Origin of the sequence: Candidatus Galacturonatibacter soehngenii, assembly GCF_008830185.1 — a bacterium.
In the GTDB taxonomy this organism is placed as follows: domain Bacteria; phylum Bacillota; class Clostridia; order Lachnospirales; family Lachnospiraceae; genus Lachnotalea; species Lachnotalea soehngenii.
Window position 1 is genome coordinate 457,951 of sequence record NZ_WAGX01000007.1, and the last position, 21,367, is coordinate 479,317.

The 21,367-nt window shown below is 34.9% G+C and carries 17 protein-coding genes; 15 read left to right on the top strand and 2 right to left on the bottom strand.

The window, feature by feature from the left end:
- Positions 1–6 precede the first annotated feature (6 nt).
- The 15 genes from F7O84_RS16885 to aspS all read left to right on the top strand — a co-directional run bounded on the left by F7O84_RS16885 (position 7) and on the right by aspS (position 17,936).
- Entirely contained in the window at positions 7–1,155 is a 1,149-nt protein-coding gene (locus F7O84_RS16885; protein ID WP_151147959.1) for a trans-sulfuration enzyme family protein, read from the top strand.
- A gap of 51 nt (positions 1,156–1,206) precedes the next feature.
- Positions 1,207–2,385, top strand: a complete 1,179-nt coding sequence (locus F7O84_RS16890) for a MalY/PatB family protein (RefSeq protein ID WP_151147960.1) — start codon at positions 1,207–1,209, stop codon at positions 2,383–2,385.
- A gap of 244 nt (positions 2,386–2,629) precedes the next feature.
- Complete coding sequence (locus F7O84_RS16895) at positions 2,630–3,979, top strand: citrate transporter (protein WP_151147961.1); 1,350 nt, start codon at positions 2,630–2,632, stop codon at positions 3,977–3,979.
- A gap of 121 nt (positions 3,980–4,100) precedes the next feature.
- Entirely contained in the window at positions 4,101–6,233 is a 2,133-nt protein-coding gene (locus F7O84_RS16900; protein WP_151147962.1) for a hydantoinase/oxoprolinase family protein, read from the top strand.
- 45 nt (positions 6,234–6,278) lie between these two features.
- Positions 6,279–6,956 carry a hypothetical protein gene (locus F7O84_RS16905; RefSeq protein WP_151147963.1) on the top strand — a complete coding sequence of 226 codons (678 nt, stop codon included), beginning with the start codon at positions 6,279–6,281 and terminating at the stop codon, positions 6,954–6,956.
- A gap of 218 nt (positions 6,957–7,174) precedes the next feature.
- Positions 7,175–8,080, top strand: a complete 906-nt coding sequence (locus tag F7O84_RS16910) for a LysR family transcriptional regulator (protein ID WP_151147964.1) — start codon at positions 7,175–7,177, stop codon at positions 8,078–8,080.
- A 344-nt stretch (positions 8,081–8,424) separates the two neighbouring features.
- Positions 8,425–9,426: a methionine ABC transporter ATP-binding protein gene (locus tag F7O84_RS16915; protein ID WP_151147966.1), complete on the top strand. Its 1,002-nt coding sequence runs from the start codon at positions 8,425–8,427 to the stop codon at positions 9,424–9,426.
- Positions 9,416–10,084: a methionine ABC transporter permease gene (locus F7O84_RS16920; protein ID WP_151147968.1), complete on the top strand. Its 669-nt coding sequence runs from the start codon at positions 9,416–9,418 to the stop codon at positions 10,082–10,084. Before F7O84_RS16915 ends, F7O84_RS16920 begins: the two co-directional genes overlap by 11 nt.
- A 56-nt stretch (positions 10,085–10,140) precedes the next feature.
- Positions 10,141–11,052, top strand: coding sequence for a MetQ/NlpA family ABC transporter substrate-binding protein (locus tag F7O84_RS16925; RefSeq protein ID WP_151147970.1), 912 nt, complete (start codon positions 10,141–10,143; stop codon positions 11,050–11,052).
- A 128-nt stretch (positions 11,053–11,180) separates the two neighbouring features.
- Positions 11,181–11,726 carry a hydrolase gene (locus tag F7O84_RS16930; RefSeq protein WP_151147972.1) on the top strand — a complete coding sequence of 182 codons (546 nt, stop codon included), beginning with the start codon at positions 11,181–11,183 and terminating at the stop codon, positions 11,724–11,726.
- 101 nt (positions 11,727–11,827) lie between these two features.
- On the top strand, positions 11,828–12,988 hold the full coding sequence (locus F7O84_RS16935) for a PP-loop family protein (protein ID WP_151147974.1): 1,161 nt from the start codon (positions 11,828–11,830) through the stop codon (positions 12,986–12,988).
- Positions 12,989–13,217: 229 nt separating this feature from the next.
- Positions 13,218–13,799, top strand: coding sequence for a manganese efflux pump (locus tag F7O84_RS16940; RefSeq protein ID WP_151147976.1), 582 nt, complete (start codon positions 13,218–13,220; stop codon positions 13,797–13,799).
- Between the two features lie 94 nt (positions 13,800–13,893).
- Entirely contained in the window at positions 13,894–14,697 is an 804-nt protein-coding gene (locus tag F7O84_RS16945; protein WP_151147978.1) for a hypothetical protein, read from the top strand.
- 159 nt (positions 14,698–14,856) lie between these two features.
- Positions 14,857–15,627: a hypothetical protein gene (locus F7O84_RS16950; protein ID WP_151147980.1), complete on the top strand. Its 771-nt coding sequence runs from the start codon at positions 14,857–14,859 to the stop codon at positions 15,625–15,627.
- 557 nt (positions 15,628–16,184) lie between these two features.
- Entirely contained in the window at positions 16,185–17,936 is a 1,752-nt protein-coding gene (gene aspS / locus F7O84_RS16955) for an aspartate--tRNA ligase (protein WP_151147982.1), read from the top strand.
- Between the two features lie 82 nt (positions 17,937–18,018).
- Here aspS and F7O84_RS16960 read toward each other — a convergent pair whose 3' ends face one another.
- Together F7O84_RS16960 and F7O84_RS16965 are read right to left on the bottom strand one after the other, a co-directional pair.
- The gene (locus tag F7O84_RS16960; protein WP_243140925.1) at positions 18,019–20,682 is read right to left on the bottom strand and encodes an ABC transporter permease; all 2,664 of its coding nucleotides are present in this window, start codon (positions 20,680–20,682) and stop codon (positions 18,019–18,021) included.
- On the bottom strand, positions 20,679–21,356 hold the full coding sequence (locus F7O84_RS16965; protein WP_151147984.1) for an ABC transporter ATP-binding protein: 678 nt from the start codon (positions 21,354–21,356) through the stop codon (positions 20,679–20,681). Before F7O84_RS16965 ends, F7O84_RS16960 begins: the two co-directional genes overlap by 4 nt.
- Positions 21,357–21,367 lie beyond the last annotated feature (11 nt).

Genomic DNA, 21,367 nt, shown 5'->3' on the forward strand with positions numbered 1-21,367 from the left:
TATGCTATGGGAAAATCCATTGACACAGTGTGTATACACGGAAAAGATGTAAGGAGATTTGTTGATAATACAGGTTCAATCAGCTTTCCAATTTATCAGACAGCGGCCTATGCACATCCAGCGGTAGGAGAGAGTACTGGTTTTGATTATACCAGACTACAAAATCCAACCAGGGAAGAGGTAGAACGAATTGTGGCTGATTTAGAAGATGGAATAGATGCATTAGCATTTTCTTCTGGCATGGCTGCAATTACAACATTGTTTGAGCTATTTAAACCAGGTGATCACATCATTGTTACGGATGACTTATACGGCGGAACGATTCGATTATTAGATCATGTAAATAAAAAAAATGGCTTGCAAATCACCTATGTTGATACCAGTGATTTAGAGCAAATTACTAGTAACATAAAAGAGAATACCGTTGCCATTTACATTGAAACACCTACCAATCCGATGATGAAAGTAACAGATATTGAGAAAGTAGCAAAAGAAGCACACGAAAAGGATATTATACTTATTGTTGATAATACCTTTTTATCTCCTTATTATCAAAAGCCACTATTACTAGGTGCAGATGTGGTGATTCATAGTGGAACAAAATATTTAAGCGGTCATAACGATACGATAGCAGGTTTCTTGGTAACAAGTCGTGAAGATTTGAGTGAAAAATTACGATTTTTAATTAAGACAACGGGAGCAGGGCTTTCTCCCTTTGATAGCTGGCTGTTACTTCGTGGAATAAAAACATTGGCACTTCGCATGGATAAGCATCAGGCAAATGCAATTGAAATCGCAAACTTTTTACAAGAACACAAAAAGGTAGAGCAAGTGTATTATATTGGATTGCCCAAGCACCCATCGTATGACATAATTAAAAAGCAGTGTACTGGTTTTGGAGGAATGATTTCATTTACTGTTGATAGTGAGGAAACAGCAAAAAACGTCTTACAAAAGGTAAAATTAATACAATTTGCAGAAAGCCTTGGTGGTGTGGAAAGTTTGATTACCTATCCAATTTATCAGACGCATGCAGATGTTCCAATTGAAAAACGATTGGCACAAGGTATTGATGAACGCCTTCTTCGCATATCGGTAGGAATTGAAAATGCGAAGGATTTAATCGCAGATTTAGCGCAGGCACTGGAAGGCTAATTGATTAGAATAATAGGTAATATGGAATACACAATTAAAAGGAGAAAATGTATGGGCTGTAAGTATGATTTTGATTCAGTCATAGACAGAAGAAATACAAGTAGTTTAAAATATGACTTTGCTAAGGAGCGAAAAAATAGAGAGGATCTATTACCTTTGTGGGTTGCTGATATGGATTTTTCGCTACCAAGTGAAGTGCTAAATGATATTACAAAGAGAGTAAATCATGGAATCTTTGGTTATACAGATCCTATGGATGATTATTATAAGATTATTCAAAACTGGTATAAGGACCAGTATGGCTTTGAGATACAAAAAGACTGGATATTGGTTACTCCTGGTGTCGTATTTGCATTAGTTTTAGCAATTAGAGCATATACGAAGGAAGGTGATGCAGTCTTAATTCAACAACCTGTTTACTATCCTTTTGCGGAATGTATTGTAGATAATAACCGTAAGCTGATTAATAATCAACTACATTATGAATGTGGGAAGTATACCATTGATTTTGAAGACTTTGAAAAGAAGATTGTAGAAAACAAGGTAAAGCTATTTTTATTATGCAACCCTCATAACCCGGTTGGAAGAGTTTGGACAAAACAAGAGTTACTGCAGTTAGGGAAAATTTGCATCAAGCATGGAGTCAAGATTGTTGCGGATGAGATTCATGCAGATTTTGTGTATGGTGATAGAAAGCATCTGGTTTTTGCTTCCTTAAGTGATGAAATAAAAGAAAATTGTATAATTTGCAGTTCTCCTAGTAAAACATTTAATATAGCGGGATTGCAGATATCAAATATTTTGATACCGAATAAAGAATTGCATCATTTATTCCAGCAAGAGATAGGTAAAGTAGGATATAGCCAAATAAATACGCTTGGTTTAATAGCAACCAAATCCGTATATACCAAAGGATATGAGTGGTATATAGAATTAAAAGAGTATTTATGGAACAATTATATATTCGCAAAGAAGTTTATTGATGAAAATATTCCAGGCATCAAAGTGGTAGAGCCAGAGGGGACTTATTTACTATGGCTAGATTGTAGTGGGCTTGGTTTGACAGAAGAAGAGTTAGAAGATGTAATTACGAATAAAGCAAAGCTATGGCTAGATGGAGGAGCGATATTTGGAAAGGAAACAGGACTTTTCCAAAGAATCAATTATGCATGTCCAAGAAGTATTTTAGAACAAGCATTGATCCAATTAAAGAGTGCAATCAAGCAATAGAGTTAAGAATAGAGGCTGTGAAAGGGCTTCTATTTTTTTGTTTTCTCATAAAGACATATCGTATAAGTAACTTTAAAATGATACAAGAAGATAAAAAACAATAAATATAAAAAATAAGTAGAAATAAATTAATAATATTATAAAAATCATACAAAATAGTAAGGATAGATATTCATTGACAAGTTAGCAGCAAATTATCAATCTAACAAATCAGTGAAATTAAACTTATTTAGGAGGGTATTATATGCAAGCTGTTAATGTAATCATAGGTATCATAATGGTCTTATCGTTTTTTGGATTGGTATGGTACTGTGTAAAGGGCTACAACCTTTTGGTGGGATTTTTTGTGATGTCAGTATTATGGACAACGATTTCACTGATTGGTAATTCAATTACCCCTAACTCAGCTATGGAAGGAGCAACAATAATTGATGTACTTACCAATGTTTTTCAAACAGGACCAGAAAACTATGGAAAATCAATTCTAGTTAATATTTTCTTTGGCGCGTTCTTTGGCAGAGTATTAATTGACACTGGTATTGCGGCAACTTTGATTCGTAAGGTAGTTGAACTAGGAGGCGACAAACCAAGAATTACCATGTCTTTGCTGTGTATTGTCACAACCATTATTTTTACATCAATGACAGGGATTGGTCCTGTTATCTCGATTGCCGTTATTGTATTACCTATCATGCTTTCGCTTGGAATACCAGCACCAATTGCAATGTTTTCGTTTATGGGTTCTATCATGGCAGGAATATTTGGTAATATCGTTAACTTTAAGCAGTATCAGGCGATATTTGCAACGGCAAATGAAAGTTATGGCACCTACGATTACAATACCTATTTTCCATTTGGAATGATAGCTTTGGTAGTTGCTCTTATCGTTGTACTTGTAGTAAGTAATGTATTTTTAAGTAAGAAAAAAGTATCTTATGCGTGGGCAGTAACAGCGGATTCCTCGAATTCGGCTGATGCACCAATCATTTCATGGATTTGTGTTGTGTTACCTGTAATCGGTGTTATTTTATTTAAAATCCCTATTATTCTTGCGTTTATTATTTCAGGTCTGTTTGCACTTATAACATGTGGGAAATTACGAGGGGGATTTACCGCGGTATGTCGAATGCTTGCAAAGCAGTTTGCAGATGGGGCAATCGATGTAGCACCAATGATAGGATTTTTATTAACCTTATCCATGTTTAATAATGCGGCTAATTATGCTTCACCATATTTTAAGGTTTTACTTGGAGGGGTTATTCCAGAAAGTGCACTTTTGTTAAGTATTTTGTTTGCAGTATTGACACCACTAGGGTTCTTTCGAGGTCCAATGAATCTTGTAGGATGTGGAGCAGCAATTTTAGCTGTTGTGGTTTCCGTTGCAGCTTGGCCAGTACAATTTTTATTCCCTTTGTTTGCGATTACAACAATTGCACCACAGCATTTAGATGTTACACAATCTTGGGTTGCTTGGGGATTTGGCTATACAAAAGTAGCAACCAAAGACTATTTGAAGATGTCCATTCCAACTGGTTGGATTATTGGAATTATTCTTTGTATTGTCGTTTATGTCTTATATGGTGGATTCGTTTAACTTATACGTATCTTGGTAACCGGCTAATGTATTGCGCAGGAGTCGGTTATTAAAATTAGTTCAAATACGGAGTATTTAGATAGAACGTGTAAGACAATATAGGTAGAAATGGAGGAGCAACATGGCTAGAATGGTTAGAATGGGAATTGATGTGGGAGGCACGCATACAAAAGCAGTGGCAATCAATAATGAGACCCATGAGATAATTGGTAAATCGTCGGTAAAGACAACACATGATGATAAACGAGGAGTTGCGGCTGGTGTTGTAACATGTTTTCAAAACTGTATGAGGGAAAATGACATTAGTCCAGATTCAGTTGTTTTTGTGGCTCATAGCACAACTCAGGCAACCAATGCATTAATAGAAGGTGATGTTGCACAAGTTGGTATCATTGGGATGTCAAAGGGTGGTTTGGAAGGATTTTTAGCAAAGAGGCAGACTAAGCTTGAAAACATTGATTTAGGAAATGGAAAAGAAATTATAATACGAAACCGCTATATGAATGTAAAGAAGATGACAGAAGATTCGGTTAATAAGGAGTTGCATGCTTTAGTGCAGGAGGGAGCGCAAGTAATTGTTCCTTCCATGGCATTTGGAGTTGACAATGAAGAGCCTGAAAAAATGGTAGCCAAAGCGGCAGAGAAAGAAAAAATAGCAACGGCAATGGCATCAGATATTACAAAACTTTACGGTTTAACAAGAAGAACAAGAACAGCGGCAATCAATGCAAGTATACTACCCAAAATGCTAGAAACAGCAAATTCAACAGAACAATCGGTTCGTGAAGCAGGGGTACAGGTTCCTCTTATGATTATGAGAGGTGACGGTGGTGTCATGGAGATTACGGAGATGAAAAAACGACCAGTACTTACTATGCTTTCAGGCCCTGCTGCATCGGTTATGGGCTCTTTGATGTATTTGAGAGCATCAAATGGAGTGTATTTTGAAGTGGGTGGGACAACTACAAATATTGGAGTAATTAAAAATGGCCGTCCAGCCATTGATTATTCCATTGTTGGTGGTCACCCAACCTATATTAGTTCTTTGGATGTGCGTGTACTTGGAGTGGCTGGTGGCTCGATGGTGCGTGCAAACAAAAATGGTATTGTTGATGTTGGACCTAGATCTGCCCATATAGCAGGACTTGACTATTCAGTCTTTACAGACGAAGAAAAGATTCAAAATCCACAGGTAGAGTTTTTTTCTCCCAAACAAGGAGATCCTGCTGATTATGTTGCAATCAAAATGGAGAATGGTGATAGGGTTACAATTACAAATTCTTGTGCAGCAAACGTACTAGGGCTTGTAAAACCCACTCATTTTTCATACGGAAAGGTGGAGTCTGCAAGAAAGGCAATGCAAGCGTTGGCAGATTATTGTGGGACAACGGTGGAGGATATTGCAAAACAAATTATGGAAAAGGCGTATGCAAAGATAGAACCTGTGATACTTTATTTGGCAGAAAAATATAAATTGGAAAAAGACCAGATTTCCTTAGTTGGTGTTGGAGGAGGAGCTGCCTCGTTAATCATTTATTTTGCTGAGAAAATGGGAGTGAAATATAGCATTCCAGAAAATGCAGAGGTGATTTCCTCCATTGGAGTGGCTTTATCTATGGTACGAGATGTAGTGGAACGTATCATACCATCACCAACAAAAGAAGATATAAGCTCCATTAAAATGGAGGCAATGAATAAAGCCATACAAAGTGGTGCGACTGCAGAAAGTGTGGAAATTCATATTGATATTGATCCACAAACCTCAAAAGTAACTGCAATTGCGACAGGTTCAACAGAAGTAAAGACAACGGATTTACTAAAAGAATGTAGTGAAGAAGAGTTAAGGAAGTTAGCAGCCGCCGATATGCGTATTGATATAGAAGAGGCGATCCTTCTTGAAAAAACAAAATTCATTTCTGTTTTTGGAACAAAGTCGCAGCAAAATGGAGAGGCTGATGCGATTCGTATTCTAGATTCAAAAGGTTTTATAAAGGTTCAACGAGGTTTTGCACAAGCGCTAAAAACAACAGCTAGTAAGTATTTGGAAGTAGTACAAAGACTGTGGGATGCAATGGCGGTATATCAAACAGAATTAATTGCAAGACCAGATTTTTATTTATGCGTTGGAGCACGAGTCATTGATTTTAGTGCTTCTGATTTTGAACAGCTAAAACTTCTGATGGATATTGAAATATCGACGCTAGAGCCAGATATGGAAATTATTGTAGTGGCAGCAAATATAAAGCAAAGTTAAATAGTGAGTGAAATGTAGTAGAAAGTAAAACTAGGTGGAAAAAGTATGCAAGAAGTCACTCAGTTATATAAGTTAGTATCAAATTTATTATTGGTAAAAGAAAATGAGTGGGGGTTATATGCATTTTCCAAAGAGCCATTGCATAAAAAAATCACGAAAGAAGAGAAAAAAGAAATGATTGATATGGCTATCAATTGTGGGATTGAATATGCAAAGCGTATTAAGATGCAATATAAAAGTGCAAGAGTAAAAGAATTAGCGGAGGTTTTTCAGATAAAAGTATTCCAACAGGATAGCTCTATGATTGGAAAAAGAATTGTTTTTGCTCTTTACACCCCGCCGAATCGGATTGAAATTATGAATGAGCCAATTCAAAAAGCATGTGATATTTTAGAGAAGGATTCTTTTTTGGTTGAACATTTCACACAAGAGGTTATAATAAATACAATATTAGGACATGAGATATTTCATTTTTTGGAGGAACAATTCGAGCAAGAAATCTATACAAGAACTAAGAAAATTCTATTGTGGAGTTGTCTTGGTATAAAAAATTATTCTACAATACGTACCTTAAGTGAGATTGGAGCAATGGCCTTTACAAAGGAGCTAAATCAGCTTACATTCTCACCATATATACTGGATATCATCTTGTATTACAGTTATGATTCATGCAGTACGAAAAAAATATATCATGATATTATGAAAATAAGTGCAAGAAGATAGGAAGCACCAGTACTTGATGTTAATGGAAAATACGGACTCTTTTGGGTCCGTATTTATTAAAATCATAGGTACGTTACACTTTAAAAAAAGCACTATATTTAATTGACAAAATAAAAAAATAATGATATTCTCTATTAAACATATCAATTTAATAGGAAATGAATTTTTCTAGACAGTAGATTTAAAATCATTTCTCATCGACACAAAGAGGTGAAGGTATGACATTACAACAATTAAGATATGCTATCATGATTGCGGATTGTGGTTCTATGAATGAAGCGGCAAAGCGATTGTTTATTTCACAACCAAGTCTTTCAGGCACTATGAAGGAACTAGAAGAAGAAATTGGAGCCGATATTTTCTTTCGCTCAAACAGAGGAATCATTATTACTCCAGAAGGGGAAGAGTTCTTAGGCTATGCAAGACAGGTAGTAGATCAATATCGTTTGTTGGAAAATAGATATATCGAAAAGAATTCAAAGAAAAAATTTAGTGTATCCATGCAGCATTATACCTTTGCGGTCAAGGCATTTGTAGAAGTGGTGAAAAAGGTTGGTATGGAGCAATACGAATTTGCAGTACACGAAACGAAGACGTATGAAGTGATTGAGAATGTAAAAAACTTTAAAAGTGAGCTTGGTGTACTCTACTTAAATGATTTTAATGAGCAGGTGCTCACCAAAATACTGCGAGAAAACAGTCTTGAATTTCAAGAACTATTTCAATGTGATACGTATGTGTATTTATGGGGGGAACACCCATTGGCAAAGCAGGAATTAATCTCCATGGAAGAACTAGAAGAATATCCTTGTCTGGCATTTGAACAAGGGAAGAATAATTCATTTTATCTGGCAGAAGAAGTAATGAGTACGTATGAATACAAAAGAATTATTAAAGCAGATGATAGAGCAACCTTGTTAAATCTTATGGTAGGGTTAAATGGATATACACTATGTTCGGGAATCATTTGTGAGGAATTAAATGGAGATGATTATAAGGCAGTACCACTGGTGGAAAGTCAGAAAATGAGGATTGGTTATATCAAAAGAAAAGGATCAAACATTAGTAGCTTAGGTGAATTATATATAAAAGAATTGCAAAAATATCAAGACAGAGTGTTATAGGTTTTTCCTATATCTAACTATTAAATTTGTGTATTTGCGCATAATTTTATTATCTGCTATGATGTTACATATTAATATTGAGAGGAGAAATCGGATATGAGAAGTTACATGAGAGCTTATAATCAAATGATGTGTTGCTGTTGCAGGTACATTTGTGGTATTATGCTTTATGGAGTGCGCTTCAAACCGGTTTTATATCTGTTATAATCAAGAGCCTACAATGATGAAACCAAAACAGCGCATCCGTAGGATCGCTGTTCTTTTTTGTTTTAACTAAAAAGTTCGAAGAATCCTAACTCTAAGAGGAAATGCCTCTATTAATTTAAACCGAAAGGAGTAAGCAGATGATTCGAATTGATAATGTCAGTAAAGTATTTCGTACTAGCACAGATGAAATCAAGGCTGTAAACAATATTAATCTTACGATAGAAGATGGAAGTATATTCGGAATCATCGGATTATCCGGAGCAGGTAAGTCTACTCTGGTACGATGTATTAATCTGTTAGAAAGACCGACAGCAGGAAGAATTTATTTAAATGAGGTAGAACTTACTTCATTGAATCCAAAACAATTAAGAAAAGAAAGAGAAAAAATCGGTATGATATTCCAACAATTTAATCTGTTGGAACAAAGAACTGCATTAAGAAATGTATGCTATCCGCTAGAAATTGCAGGAGTTAAGTCATCTGAGGCGAAAGAAAAGGCTAAAAAATTATTAGATCTAGTAGGGCTTTCCGATCGTCTGAATAATTATCCTTCTCAGTTATCAGGAGGACAAAAGCAAAGAGTTGCAATTGCAAGGGCACTAGCAACAGATCCACAAGTACTGTTGTGTGATGAAGCAACGAGTGCACTTGATCCAAATACAACTAGATCGATTTTAGATTTATTAAAAAATATCAATGAAAAGCTGGGTGTTACGATTGTTGTAATTACCCATGAAATGAAAGTTGTGGAGCAAATTTGTGATCAGGTTGCTGTACTTGACAATGGAATGGTAGCAGAAACTGGTGCAGTGAAAGATATTTTTCTTTCACCAAAGTCAAAGATTGCACAAGAATTGATATTTCCAAAAAATAAAGGAATTGCAAGTCTACAAAACAAACGAATTCTTCGACTTGCATTCGATGGTCAATCCTCTTTTGAACCAGTTATATCTAATTTGGTATTAAAATGCCAAACTATGGTTAATATACTTGGTGCTAGTACTGAAGATATTGGAGGTAAGGCATTTGGGCAGATGATTCTTCAATTACCTGAGGATGAACTTGCTATTGCCAGAGCTAAAAATTACTTAGATTCAATCGGAATTCATTATGAGGAGAGTGATGTAGATGGAAATTAATCAATTAATTACGCTAATGATTCAAGGTACAAAAGAAACACTATATATGACATTGATATCCACTGCCTTTTCCTATTTGCTTGGAATTCCAGTTGGAGTACTTTTATTCATAACAGATAAATTTGGAATATGGGAGTGTAAGCCATTAAATGCCGTTTTAGGTATTGTTGTAAATATTATGCGCTCCGTTCCATTTATTATATTATTAGTAGCCATTTTGCCTTTTACAAGAGCTGTCGTTGGAACGACCATTGGTTCTACGGCTACCATTGTTCCGCTTGTTGTAGCAGCAGCTCCATTTGTAGCAAGAATGGTTGAATCATCTTTAAAAGAAGTCGATGCAGGTATCATTGAAGCAGCTTTGGCGATGGGGTCTAGTCCCTTACAGATTATCTATAAAGTGCTTCTACCAGAATCAAAACCATCATTATTGATTGGGGCTACGATTACAACAACAACAATCTTAGGATATTCTGCTATGGCAGGATTTACTGGTGGTGGTGGACTTGGAGCGATTGCTGTAAATTATGGTTATTATCGCTACCAGACCAATATTATGTTTATCACAGTGATTTTACTAGTCATCGTTGTGCAAATATTCCAAGAAATTGGAATGAGATTTGCCAATAGGACTGATAAAAGAATAAAGAATTTGTAATTGTTTGGAGCTTGTCTTTAAATGATTGCATGAATTAAGAAAAGGAGAGAAGTATTATGAAAAAAAGAATTACATCATTTATGTTAGCATTTACATTAGCAGCAGGAGCATTGGCAGGCTGTGCAACAAAAGCAGAGCCAGAAGCAACCAATTCTGAAACAACAAAAGATTCATCAACTGAGACAAAAGATGATTCAACAGATACAACAGATGCAAAAGCTGAGGAAGCTACAACAGAAGATAAAACAATTAAAGTAGGAGCATCTCCAACACCTCATGCAGAAATTCTAGAACAGGCAAAGGCTATTCTTGAAAAAGATGGCTATACACTTGAAATCGTAGAGTACAATGATTATGTATTACCAAATACTGCACTTGATACTGGAGAGTTAGATGCGAATTACTTCCAACATAAGCCATACTTAGATGACTTTAACAAAGAAAATGGAACTGATATCGTTTCAGCAGGAGCGATTCATTTTGAGCCATTTGGAATTTATGCAGGAAAAACAAAGTCCATCGAAGAATTAAAAGAAGGAGCAACTATTGCAGTTCCTAACGATGCAACAAATGAAGCAAGAGCACTTCTTTTATTAGAAGCACAAGGTCTTATTAAATTAAAAGCAGATGCAGGACTTAGCGCAACCAAATTAGACATTGAAGAAAATAAACTAAATTTAAACATTGAAGAAATTGAAGCAGCTCAGATTGCACGTGCTTTACCAGATGTTGATCTTGCTGCAATCAATGGTAACTATGCAATTCAAGGTGGTCTTAGTGTATCAGATGCACTAGCAACAGAAGAAGCTAGTTCACTAGCAGCTACTACTTATGCAAATATTATTGCTGTAAATGCAGGAAATGAAAACAGTGAAAAGGTTCAGGCACTTTTAAAGGCTCTTCAAAGTGAAGAAATTCGTAAATTTATTGAAGAAAAATACACTGGAGCTGTAGTTCCAACCTTTTAATTAAATAGTTTTTAGACAAATACGCCACTTATGACATGTGGCGTATTTGCATATAAAATGTTATTACAACATAAATACATTAATTTAGTGAATAAGTAATTTAGTTTAAGAAAAGGAGTGGATATTTCATGACAAGAGAAGCAGCGTGGGAGCTACTAACACAATACAACAAAGAACCATTTCATTTAGAACATGCACAAGTGGTTGAGCAAACCATGAAGTATTTTGCACGTAAATTAGGATATGAGAAGGAGGAAGAGTTCTGGGGGATTGTAGGGCTCCTTCATGATCTTGATTTTGAACAATATCCCAATGAACATTGTATCAAAAGTCAAGAAATTATGAGAGAACATGGTATAGAAGAGAGTATCATTCATGCAACGGCCAGTCATGGATATGATATCACCGTTGATATAAAGCCAGAACATGAGATGGAGAAAGTACTCTATGCAGTAGATGAGCTGACTGGACTAATTGGAGCAGCAGTGTTAATGCGCCCATCTAAGAGTGTTCAGGATTTGGAACTAAAGTCTGTTAAGAAAAAGTATAAGAGCAAGGGATTTGCGGCGGGATGTTCCAGAGAAGTTATTGAAAAAGGTGCCAATATGCTTGGGTGGACACTTGATGAGTTAATCTTGCAAACCATAGAGGCGTTGAAGACGTTTCAAGATTAAGCAAAAGTAAAATTTACCATGTAAAACACCTTATTGCGTTCATTCTCATTTCCTAGTATAATCAATCCGTATCGATTAACAACAAATGATGGAGTGATAAAATGAAATCAATAGATTTAACCATAGACCAATTAAAACAGTTACAAGAAAATGAGTACCAGCTCATCGATATGAGGGATAATATAGCTTATCAGCATGGATATATTCCAGGTGCAATCAACTTAAGTGAGTGTGAGTTTTGGAACAACATTAATCAACTAGATAAGAGTAAGAAAATTATTTTGTACTGTATGAAAGGCATCATCAGTAAGGATGTTGCAATTGAATTAACCGAACAAGGGTATGAGGCATATAATCTTGATGGAGGATATGGAAAATGGCTCATAGATACCTTTAAAAAAGAAGAAGTTCGTTATAAAGAGATTGAAAAGAGCATTCAAAAGAAATATCACAAAGAGATTATGAGTAAATTTACCAAGGCAGTAAAAGAATATGAACTGGTAAAAGAAGGAGATAAGATAGCAGTTTGTATCTCTGGTGGAAAAGACTCCATGTTGATGGCAAAATTATTTCAGGAATTGCAGCGCTATAAAAAGGTAAACTTTGAGCTTGTATTTCTTGTGATGGATCCAGGTTACAATGAAACAAATAGACAGGTTATTGAGAAAAATGCGAAATTGCTTAATATACCAATCACGGTATTTGAGTCAACTATATTTGAAGCAGTCTATGAAGTTGAAAAGTCACCATGTTACTTATGTGCCAGAATGAGAAGAGGCTATTTATACAGCAAGGCAAAAGAGCTTGGCTGCAATAAGATTGCACTTGGACATCATTATGATGATGTAATTGAAACAATCTTAATGGGTATGATGTATGGAGCACAGATTCAGACCATGATGCCAAAGCTACACAGTACAAACTTTGAAGGCATGGAGTTAATACGACCTATGTATCTGATTCGAGAAGAAGATATCAAAAGTTGGAGAGACTATAACGACCTTCATTTTATTCAGTGCGCTTGTCGTTTTACCGATACATGTACAACCTGTCGTGTGGATGGAAGTACAGGATCGAAACGAGTTGAAATAAAGAATTTAATCGCCAAGTTAAAGGAAACAAATCCATACATTGAAGGAAATATATTTAGAAGCGTAGAAAACGTAAATTTAAGTACAGTTATTGCCTATAAGGAACAAGGTGTGAAACATCATTTCTTAGAAAATTATGATAAGAATCTTAATGGGGATGACAACGAATAAAAGAGCGTAATAATTATATTTACAGTCAAGAAAGAACACAGATTTTGTGTTCTTTTTCTAATGGAAAACATGAATAATGTAGAAGGATTTATGTACTAGTATTATTAATAAAATCATATTATGATTGTTTGAGATAAAGACAAAGGAGAGAGTAAAAAGAACAATGAAAATTAACTATTTTGGGGTTTTATCATAATATATATTTTGAATAAAAGTATGGCGGTAAATTATGTATCTGATTATGCTGATACTCATTACATTCGCATCCACGGCGGATAGTTTTATTATAGGCTTTAACTATGGATTAAAAAAGGTTTCGATTAATAACACCTCTAATTTTTATATAGCAATGGTTACTTGTGTTGGAACATTTTTATCCATGCATTTTGGTAAAATCCTAGGCGATTTAATGTCAGTTAAGGCTGCAAATATGATTGGAGGAATGCTACTGATTCTTCTTGGCATGTACATGTTAAAAATGTCGGTTTTGCCAAAAAGAAATAAAATACTTGAAATGAGCGAAGATCCAACAATCGTAGATGAGGATAAATCACAGGTTATTGAATTAAAAGAGGCAATATTAATTGGTGTAATTCTTAGTGTAAATAATATTGGTATGGGAGTCGGAGCTGGAATTACAGGTATGCCCGTATTTATTACACCATTAATATGTGGAATTGCAAGTTTTCTTTTTGTGAAAAGTGGCAGTCTACTAGGTGGGCTATTAAAAAGCCGAAGGCTCTCAGGATATTTTGAAATAGTATCATCCGTGTTTGTTTTAATACTTGGAATTTTAGGTTTTTTTAATTAAGTGTTTATAAATTTAATTGACTAAAAACATTTATTTGACTATATTATTAAGGTAGTACATTAGTACTAAAATACTTATGAAAAGGGGTTATTAAATGAAGATTATTAAGAAACTATTCACAGCATTCCTTGCACTCACACTTGTTATAGGTGTATTATTGGTGCCATCAACACAGGCAAAAGCTGATAGCTATGGAGCAGTACCTAAAAAAGTTAGAATCTATGCAATGACATCAAAACAAACATTAAGTTTTGATTTACCAGGGTATGGTTACACAATTGCAAACTTAAAGTCTAGTAATAGTAAATTGAAGGTGAAACAAACTTTTTATAGAACCGAAGAAGGTTACACGGAAAATAGTAATTTTGCAACCATTTCTTTGTATGCTAGTAAAGAAGGAACTTATAAAGTGTCTTTTGACATTTTAGATGCGCAGGGAAAGAAAGTAAGCTCTAAAAAGATTACTGTTTATGCACGCAACGATAGTCCATTAAAAACTTTGAAGTTAGGAAAAAATACCATTACTTCTACTACTGTTAATGATGCAAATATGAAAACTACCGATAATTACTTATTAAAAGGTAATTCAGGTAAAGTTAAAGTAACTTTAGCAAAAGGTTATAAATTGAAAAAGATAGAATATGGTATCTATGATAAAGCAAAAAAAGAAATAGTATATACTACAGTTAAGAATAATAAAAAGATTACTTATGGTAAAGATTCTTCAGAGTATTCTTCAAAAGATGAATATTTTGATGAAGACGAAGGTAAATATATCAGAAGAAAATACTGGACAAAAAGTGCAGTGGCAGGTACATTTATTCGTGTATCTTATCTAGATAAATATACAAAGCAAGAGAACACACTTTCTTATAGCTTCTATAAATTGTTATATTAACTAGCTTAGTCCTTTCGATTAAATAGAAAATCGAAAGGACTTTTTTTGAAAGAAACAGCGTTAGCTTAAACGTAATCTTCCTATTGACAGAAAATACCAATTAATTATATTATTAGAATAGTATAAAAGTACTATAAAACTTATGAAGAGGGGAAACATATGAAAATCTCAAAGAAAATAACATCCATTTTACTTGCATTAACATTTGTAATTGGTTTGTTTGCTATGCCATCTAATGCGGTAAAAGCACAATCCTACGGATCAGTACCTAAAAAGGTAAGAATGTATTCCGATTCCACTTATCAAACGTTTAGTTTTGATTTAGGTGGATATGGATATTCAATCAAAGGATTAAAGTCAAATAGTAGCAAGTTGAAAGTAAAGCAAACGTATCAACGTACAGAACAAGGAACCTCAACAAACCAAAACTACGCAACGATCACACTCTTAGCAAATAAAGAAGGGAATTATAAAGTTAGCTTTAACATTGTAGATGCAGCTGGAAAAAAGGTGAGTGCACATACTGTTAAAGTTTATGCAAAAAACGATAGCGTGCTAAAAACCCTTAAGGTTGGGAAAAATGATGTTTTTAGTGCAAATAATCTTAATTATAGCTTATTAAAGGGAAACTCAGGTAAAGTAAAGGTTGCTATGTCTAAAGGCTATAAGTTGAAAAAAATAGAGTATGGCGTTTATGATAAGAGTAAATCAGAATATGTATATACAACAATAAAAAATAATAAAAAGATTACTTATGGAAAACAGGTTTCAGAATATAGTTATAGCTATGAGTCAGCATATTCATCTTATAAATATAATTATTGGAGCAAAAGTGCAATGGCAACTACTTATATTCGAATAACCTACATTGATAAATATACAAAAACACAAGATACCATATCCTACGCATTTTATCGTTGGGTGGATTAAGGAATTCTTTGTCAAGAAGACTTTAGAATAAAACCAATTCAAAAGTCTTCTTGGTATTTATATACTCATAAGAATAGCCGTTGACAACTTCATACCAGTATTATATAATTTGAAAATAGCAATGACGAAGAGAAGTAGCATAAATTATCGTTTCCAGTGAGTGGAGGACAGTGAAAACTCCATAAAGTGAATTTATGTGAATAACACTTTACCAGCTGCAATCTGAACCTCACTACATAGATAGCGATTAGTAGGTGCGCCGTAGGCTGTGCGACAAACAGCAAGGTTTATGAGTTATGGCAAGTGAAACAGTTTAACGTTTCAGCCTGTAGAACCGTTGAGTGACTGTATTACAGTAAATCAGGTGGTACCGCGGACATATAATGTTCGTCCTGAACGACAATTCGTTTTGGATGGGCATTTTTTAGTATTAAAATTTATGATACAAATCTATAAATTGCCAGTATTATTGAACTTTTCATTGAACTGAACTGAATCGTTATCGCTATTTTAGTATAATGAAGGTTCGCGTATTTATTATCATTTGGAGGAGAAATATGAACACATCGAATATGTATCGTAACAAAACAATGAATCAAATTGGCGAAGGAGACATCGGCCAGACACTAAAAATTGCTGGTTGGGTGGAAAATATCCGTGATCATGGTGGTGTATCTTTTATTGATTTAAGGGATATGTATGGAGTAATGCAAGTAGTTATGCGTGATACCACTCTTTTAGAAGGAGTTAATAAAGAAGATTGTATCAGCATTGAAGGACCAGTACAACTTCGTGATGAAGAAACCTTTAACCCAAAGATACCAACAGGAACAATTGAATTAGAAGCACAAAAAGTAGAAGTATTAGGAAAAGTATATAAGCAGCTTCCTTTTGAAGTAATGACATCAAAAGAAATTCGTGAAGATTTACGATTAAAGCATCGATACCTTGATTTACGTAATAAAAAAGTAAAAGACAATATTGTTTTTAGATCTGAGGTTATTACTTTCTTAAGACAAAAGATGACCGACATGGGATTTTTAGAAATTCAGACCCCAATTCTTTGCGCATCCTCACCAGAAGGTGCAAGAGATTATATTGTTCCTTCACGTAAATTCAAAGGAAAATTTTATGCGTTGCCACAAGCTCCACAGCAGTACAAACAATTACTTATGGTATCAGGCTTTGATAAATATTTTCAGATTGCACCATGTTTTCGTGATGAAGATGCAAGAGCAGATCGTTCACCAGGAGAATTCTATCAATTGGATTTTGAGATGAGCTTTGCAACTCAAGAAGATGTTTTTAGAGCAGGGGAAGAAGTGTTATCAGCAACCTTTGAAAAGTTTGCACCAGAAGGCTTTGAAGTAACAAAAGCACCATATCCAGTCATTAGTTACAAACAAGCGATGTTAGAGTTTGGTAGTGATAAACCAGACCTTCGTAATCCACTGCGTATTGTAGATGTAACAGACTTTTTCCAAAGATGTACCTTTAAGCCATTTCACGGTAAGACCATTCGTGCCATTAAGGTTCATGCGGATATGTCAAAGGGCTTCCATGAAAAATTATTAAAATTTGCAACATCAATTGGTATGGGCGGTCTTGGATATTTGGAAGTATTAGAAGATAAATCCTACAAAGGACCAATTGACAAATTCATCCCCGATGAAATGAAGCAAGAAATTGCAGAAATTGCTAAGTTAGAAGCAGGAGATACCATTTTCTTTATCGCGGATAAAGAAGAAAAAGCTGCATTGTATGCAGGACAGCTTCGTACAGAGTTAGCAAATCGCTTGGATCTATTAGAAAAGAATGCATACCGCTTTTGCTTTGTCAATGACTTTCCAATGTTTGAGTATGACAAAGAAGCAAAACAGGTTATCTTTACGCATAATCCATTCTCTATGCCACAAGGCGGCTTAGAGGCGTTAAATACCAAAGATCCTCTTGATATATTAGCATATCAATATGATATTGTATGTAACGGTGTAGAATTATCCTCAGGTGCAGTTCGAAATCATAATCTTGATATTATGGTTAAGGCATTTGAAATAGCAGGATATACAGAGGAAGATTTAAAAGAGAAATTTGGAGCTTTATATAATGCATTCCAATACGGGGCACCACCTCATGCAGGAATGGCACCAGGTGTTGATCGTATGATTATGCTTCTTCGAAATGAAGAAAATATTCGTGAAATTATTCCATTCCCAATGAATGGTAATGCGCAAGACTTAATGTGCGGAGCACCAGGTGAAGTAACAGAACAACAGCTTCGAGAAGTTCATATAAAAGTAAGACAATAAGAAATAAAGTGTAATTTTTTAGTATGATAGAAAAAAGGTAACGGAAGAAAATCTCCGTTACCTTTTTCGTGTTCAATTTAATCTACTCTGATTTTCTTAAACGCTCTACAATGGTATGATTAGAGCTAAAACGATAAGAAACCAAAGGTAATACAATTCCTAGCAATATGAATATTGGAGTCACAACAATGATTGGAAGTAAAGTAAAGCGATACGTAAAAAACCAAAGTATACTTTCTAATACCTTACGAAACATCGGCCCCATAATCAGACTAAGAATCAGGGAGATACCAATTACAAATGCGGTATAAATAAGTCCTTCAAAAACAAGCATTTGGTTTAATTGCTTTCCTGTCATTCCTATGGATTGTAGCATTGCAAATTCTCGTTGTCGTGCCATAATAGAGGTTAGTATCGCATTTAAAAAGTTAAGGATACCAACGAACCCTACAATCGCACTCAATACGCTTCCAAGTAAAAGAAACATATTTTTAAATTCCTTGAATTCATCCATATACGACTGTTTCGACTCGTAATCTAGGGTAGGTTCAATATTTTCTGTGTAGTCTTTTAAAAATGCTTCCATAGCAGCATTTGTCTCTTTTGTAGTGTCATATAGATAAGTCATAATACCAGACGTATTGCTATCTTTTTGAAACACCTTGGCGTTTAAAACAAAAGCATCCGTCCCATAGTAGCGATAGGACATGGAATGACGCATAGTTACACAGGCAGCTACAGTATACGTGATATCACGATAAGTAGAAGGTCGAAGTGCCAAGCTGGCTTCATCTACATTTGTTATGTCTGTCACGACTTCTCCTGTTTGTGGATCGTAGTATTCCATTGTATCAACGTAGCGCAGGGTAACTTGATCTCCCACCTTAGCCCAGTGACTATCAGGTTCCAATACATTGTAATCATCCGTATGATATACTGCAGCAATAGCATTTTGTGAGGAATCATAAAGAGCAGAAAGATCGCCCTCCACCACCGTTAACTGATCCAGTGGATATTTTTCCATTCCATATAATTGTGCATCATCGGTAACCAATCCCTCTTTCGTATCTTCACCTTCAAGCATTTGAGTTACGGTATCCTTATCATTATACTTTCCATGAAGCTGATAGTACCAATCCTTTTCTGTGAACTCCTTAATATTGCTTGTAGCGCCATAGATACGACCAGAATCAGTAAAGGTGCCTTGTTCTTCAAGGTCTTTTATAACTTCTTCAGGTAAGGCAGTTTCTTGGCTAAAGAAATCTGCGTTGGTCTGAAAATAAGAGGCGTTTGCCACAATAAAATCTGATACAACATTTTTTTGCAAATATTTTTCCATGTCAAATCCATTTGTGAATAGGACTGTTAATTGGAGAAGAACAACGGCTAAAGAAAGTGAGATTACCACTAATACTGTTTTTGAAATATTACGAGATAAATTTGCAAAGGCCATTTGAAACAGATTTAAGTGCTCCTTGTTCTTTCTATTTGTTTTTTTTACGTTCGTACGTTCTGTATAGCGGACAGCTTCAATGGGAGATACCTTTGAAGCGATTTTTCCTGGTTTTTTGCAAGATATAAAAACAGTAACCAAAGAAAAGAGAATAGCTCCAGCAAAAATCAACGGATTTGTTGTTACAAAAACATTCTTATAGGAGAGTGTAGACATAATAACTGGAGCCAGAATATTACCGCATAGGTATCCTAAAAGAAGGCCAATTGGAATACCCAAGGTAGATAAAAGTAAGGCTTGTTGAAGGATAAGCTTTTTCATTTGTTTTCCTGTCGTTCCAATAGTCTTTAGGAGACCATAAAAACGAATATCATTTGAAACAGAGATTTGAAAAATATTATAAATTATCAAATACCCAGTAAATATAATGAGTAAGAGCAACAAAAGTATTAAAATAAAAGTTCCAGCGTCAATATTTTGTGACAACTGTGCGCCAACATACGCCCAATTTATGCCGATTCCTATGTAGTTATTTGTGCTTTGATCCTTTGATTGATAACCATTTCGTTCCAGTATGGTATTTAAATCGTCTTCAATGTGTGCTGCATTTTTTAAATAAACATTTAAAGTCCAGCTACCCGTTTTATCCTTTTCATGTATCTTTTCATAACTTGCTAAGGTATTGTTAGCATAGGATAAAGGAACAATGATATGGCTGGCATAAGATGCCGCATCGTAGTTCCACCAGCCTGACAGTGTAAAAGTATCTGTCACGGACTTAGCAGAGTTTGTATCAAGACCTAGGCGATATGTAATGGTAATTTGCTGTCCTATCTTTGGCTCTATGCCAAGAAGCTTAAGGACTCTAGTATCACAAGCCATTTCATTTGTACCTTCTTTTGGTAAAGAACCAACATCAGGTATGCAAAAAGAAGATTTTACACATACTTCATCCATATAACTAACTTCAACATGAGCCTTATGAAAAGGAACATCAGCAGGCATTCCAAGTATAAGTCTTGCACCAGATTCTTTTATAAGTGGATCTTTTGAAAGAGTATCTAATATCTCCTTTGTAATGTATTTAAAACCTCCATGGAAATCCCCTCCTACTTGTCGAAATGTAGCCTGTTGATAGGAATGTAAAATCGTTCCCGTTATGGTAAATAAGGTGGTAAATAACATGGTAGTCAAAGCAATTGCAAAGATGGCAATACAATTACGTGTAGGATTGGATTGAAAGCTTCTTTTGGCAAGATTTGCAATTACTTTGTTATTCTTTACTTTAATCAAGCCAAAGCACCCCCTACAATTTTTCCATCTTCAATATGGATGATGCGATCGGCAAGCTGAGCAATCTCTTCATTATGAGTAATCATAACTATGGTTTGACCAAATTTTTGACTGGTTACCTTCAAAAGCGAAAGCACGTCTTGGCTAGTCTTACTATCTAAGTTCCCAGTTGGCTCATCTGCAAGAATGATTGCAGGTTTAAAAGCCAATGCACGTGCTATGGCGACTCTTTGTTGCTGACCGCCAGAAAGATTATTGGAAAGATTGTTAAGCTTTTGTTCTAGACCAAGCGTATGAATGATTTGGTCTAAATATGCTTTGTCAGGAATATTGCCGTCAAGTTGTATTGGTAAAACTATATTTTCATATACAGTAAGAATAGGGACTAAATTATAATTTTGAAATACAAAACCGATTTTCCTACGTCGAAAGATAGTAAGTTGTTCTTCATTTAGCTGAAAGATTTCTTTTCCATCGACATGTACACTTCCTTTTGTAGGACGATCAAGACCACCAAGCATATGAAGTAAAGTGGATTTACCACTTCCAGACATTCCAACGACTGCGACAAATTCTCCTCTTTTTATTTCTAGATTTACATCATCAAGCGCATGTACCATTGTTTCACCAGAACCATAGATTTTAGTTAGAGATTGCGTTTCTAGGATATTCATTTGCTATTACC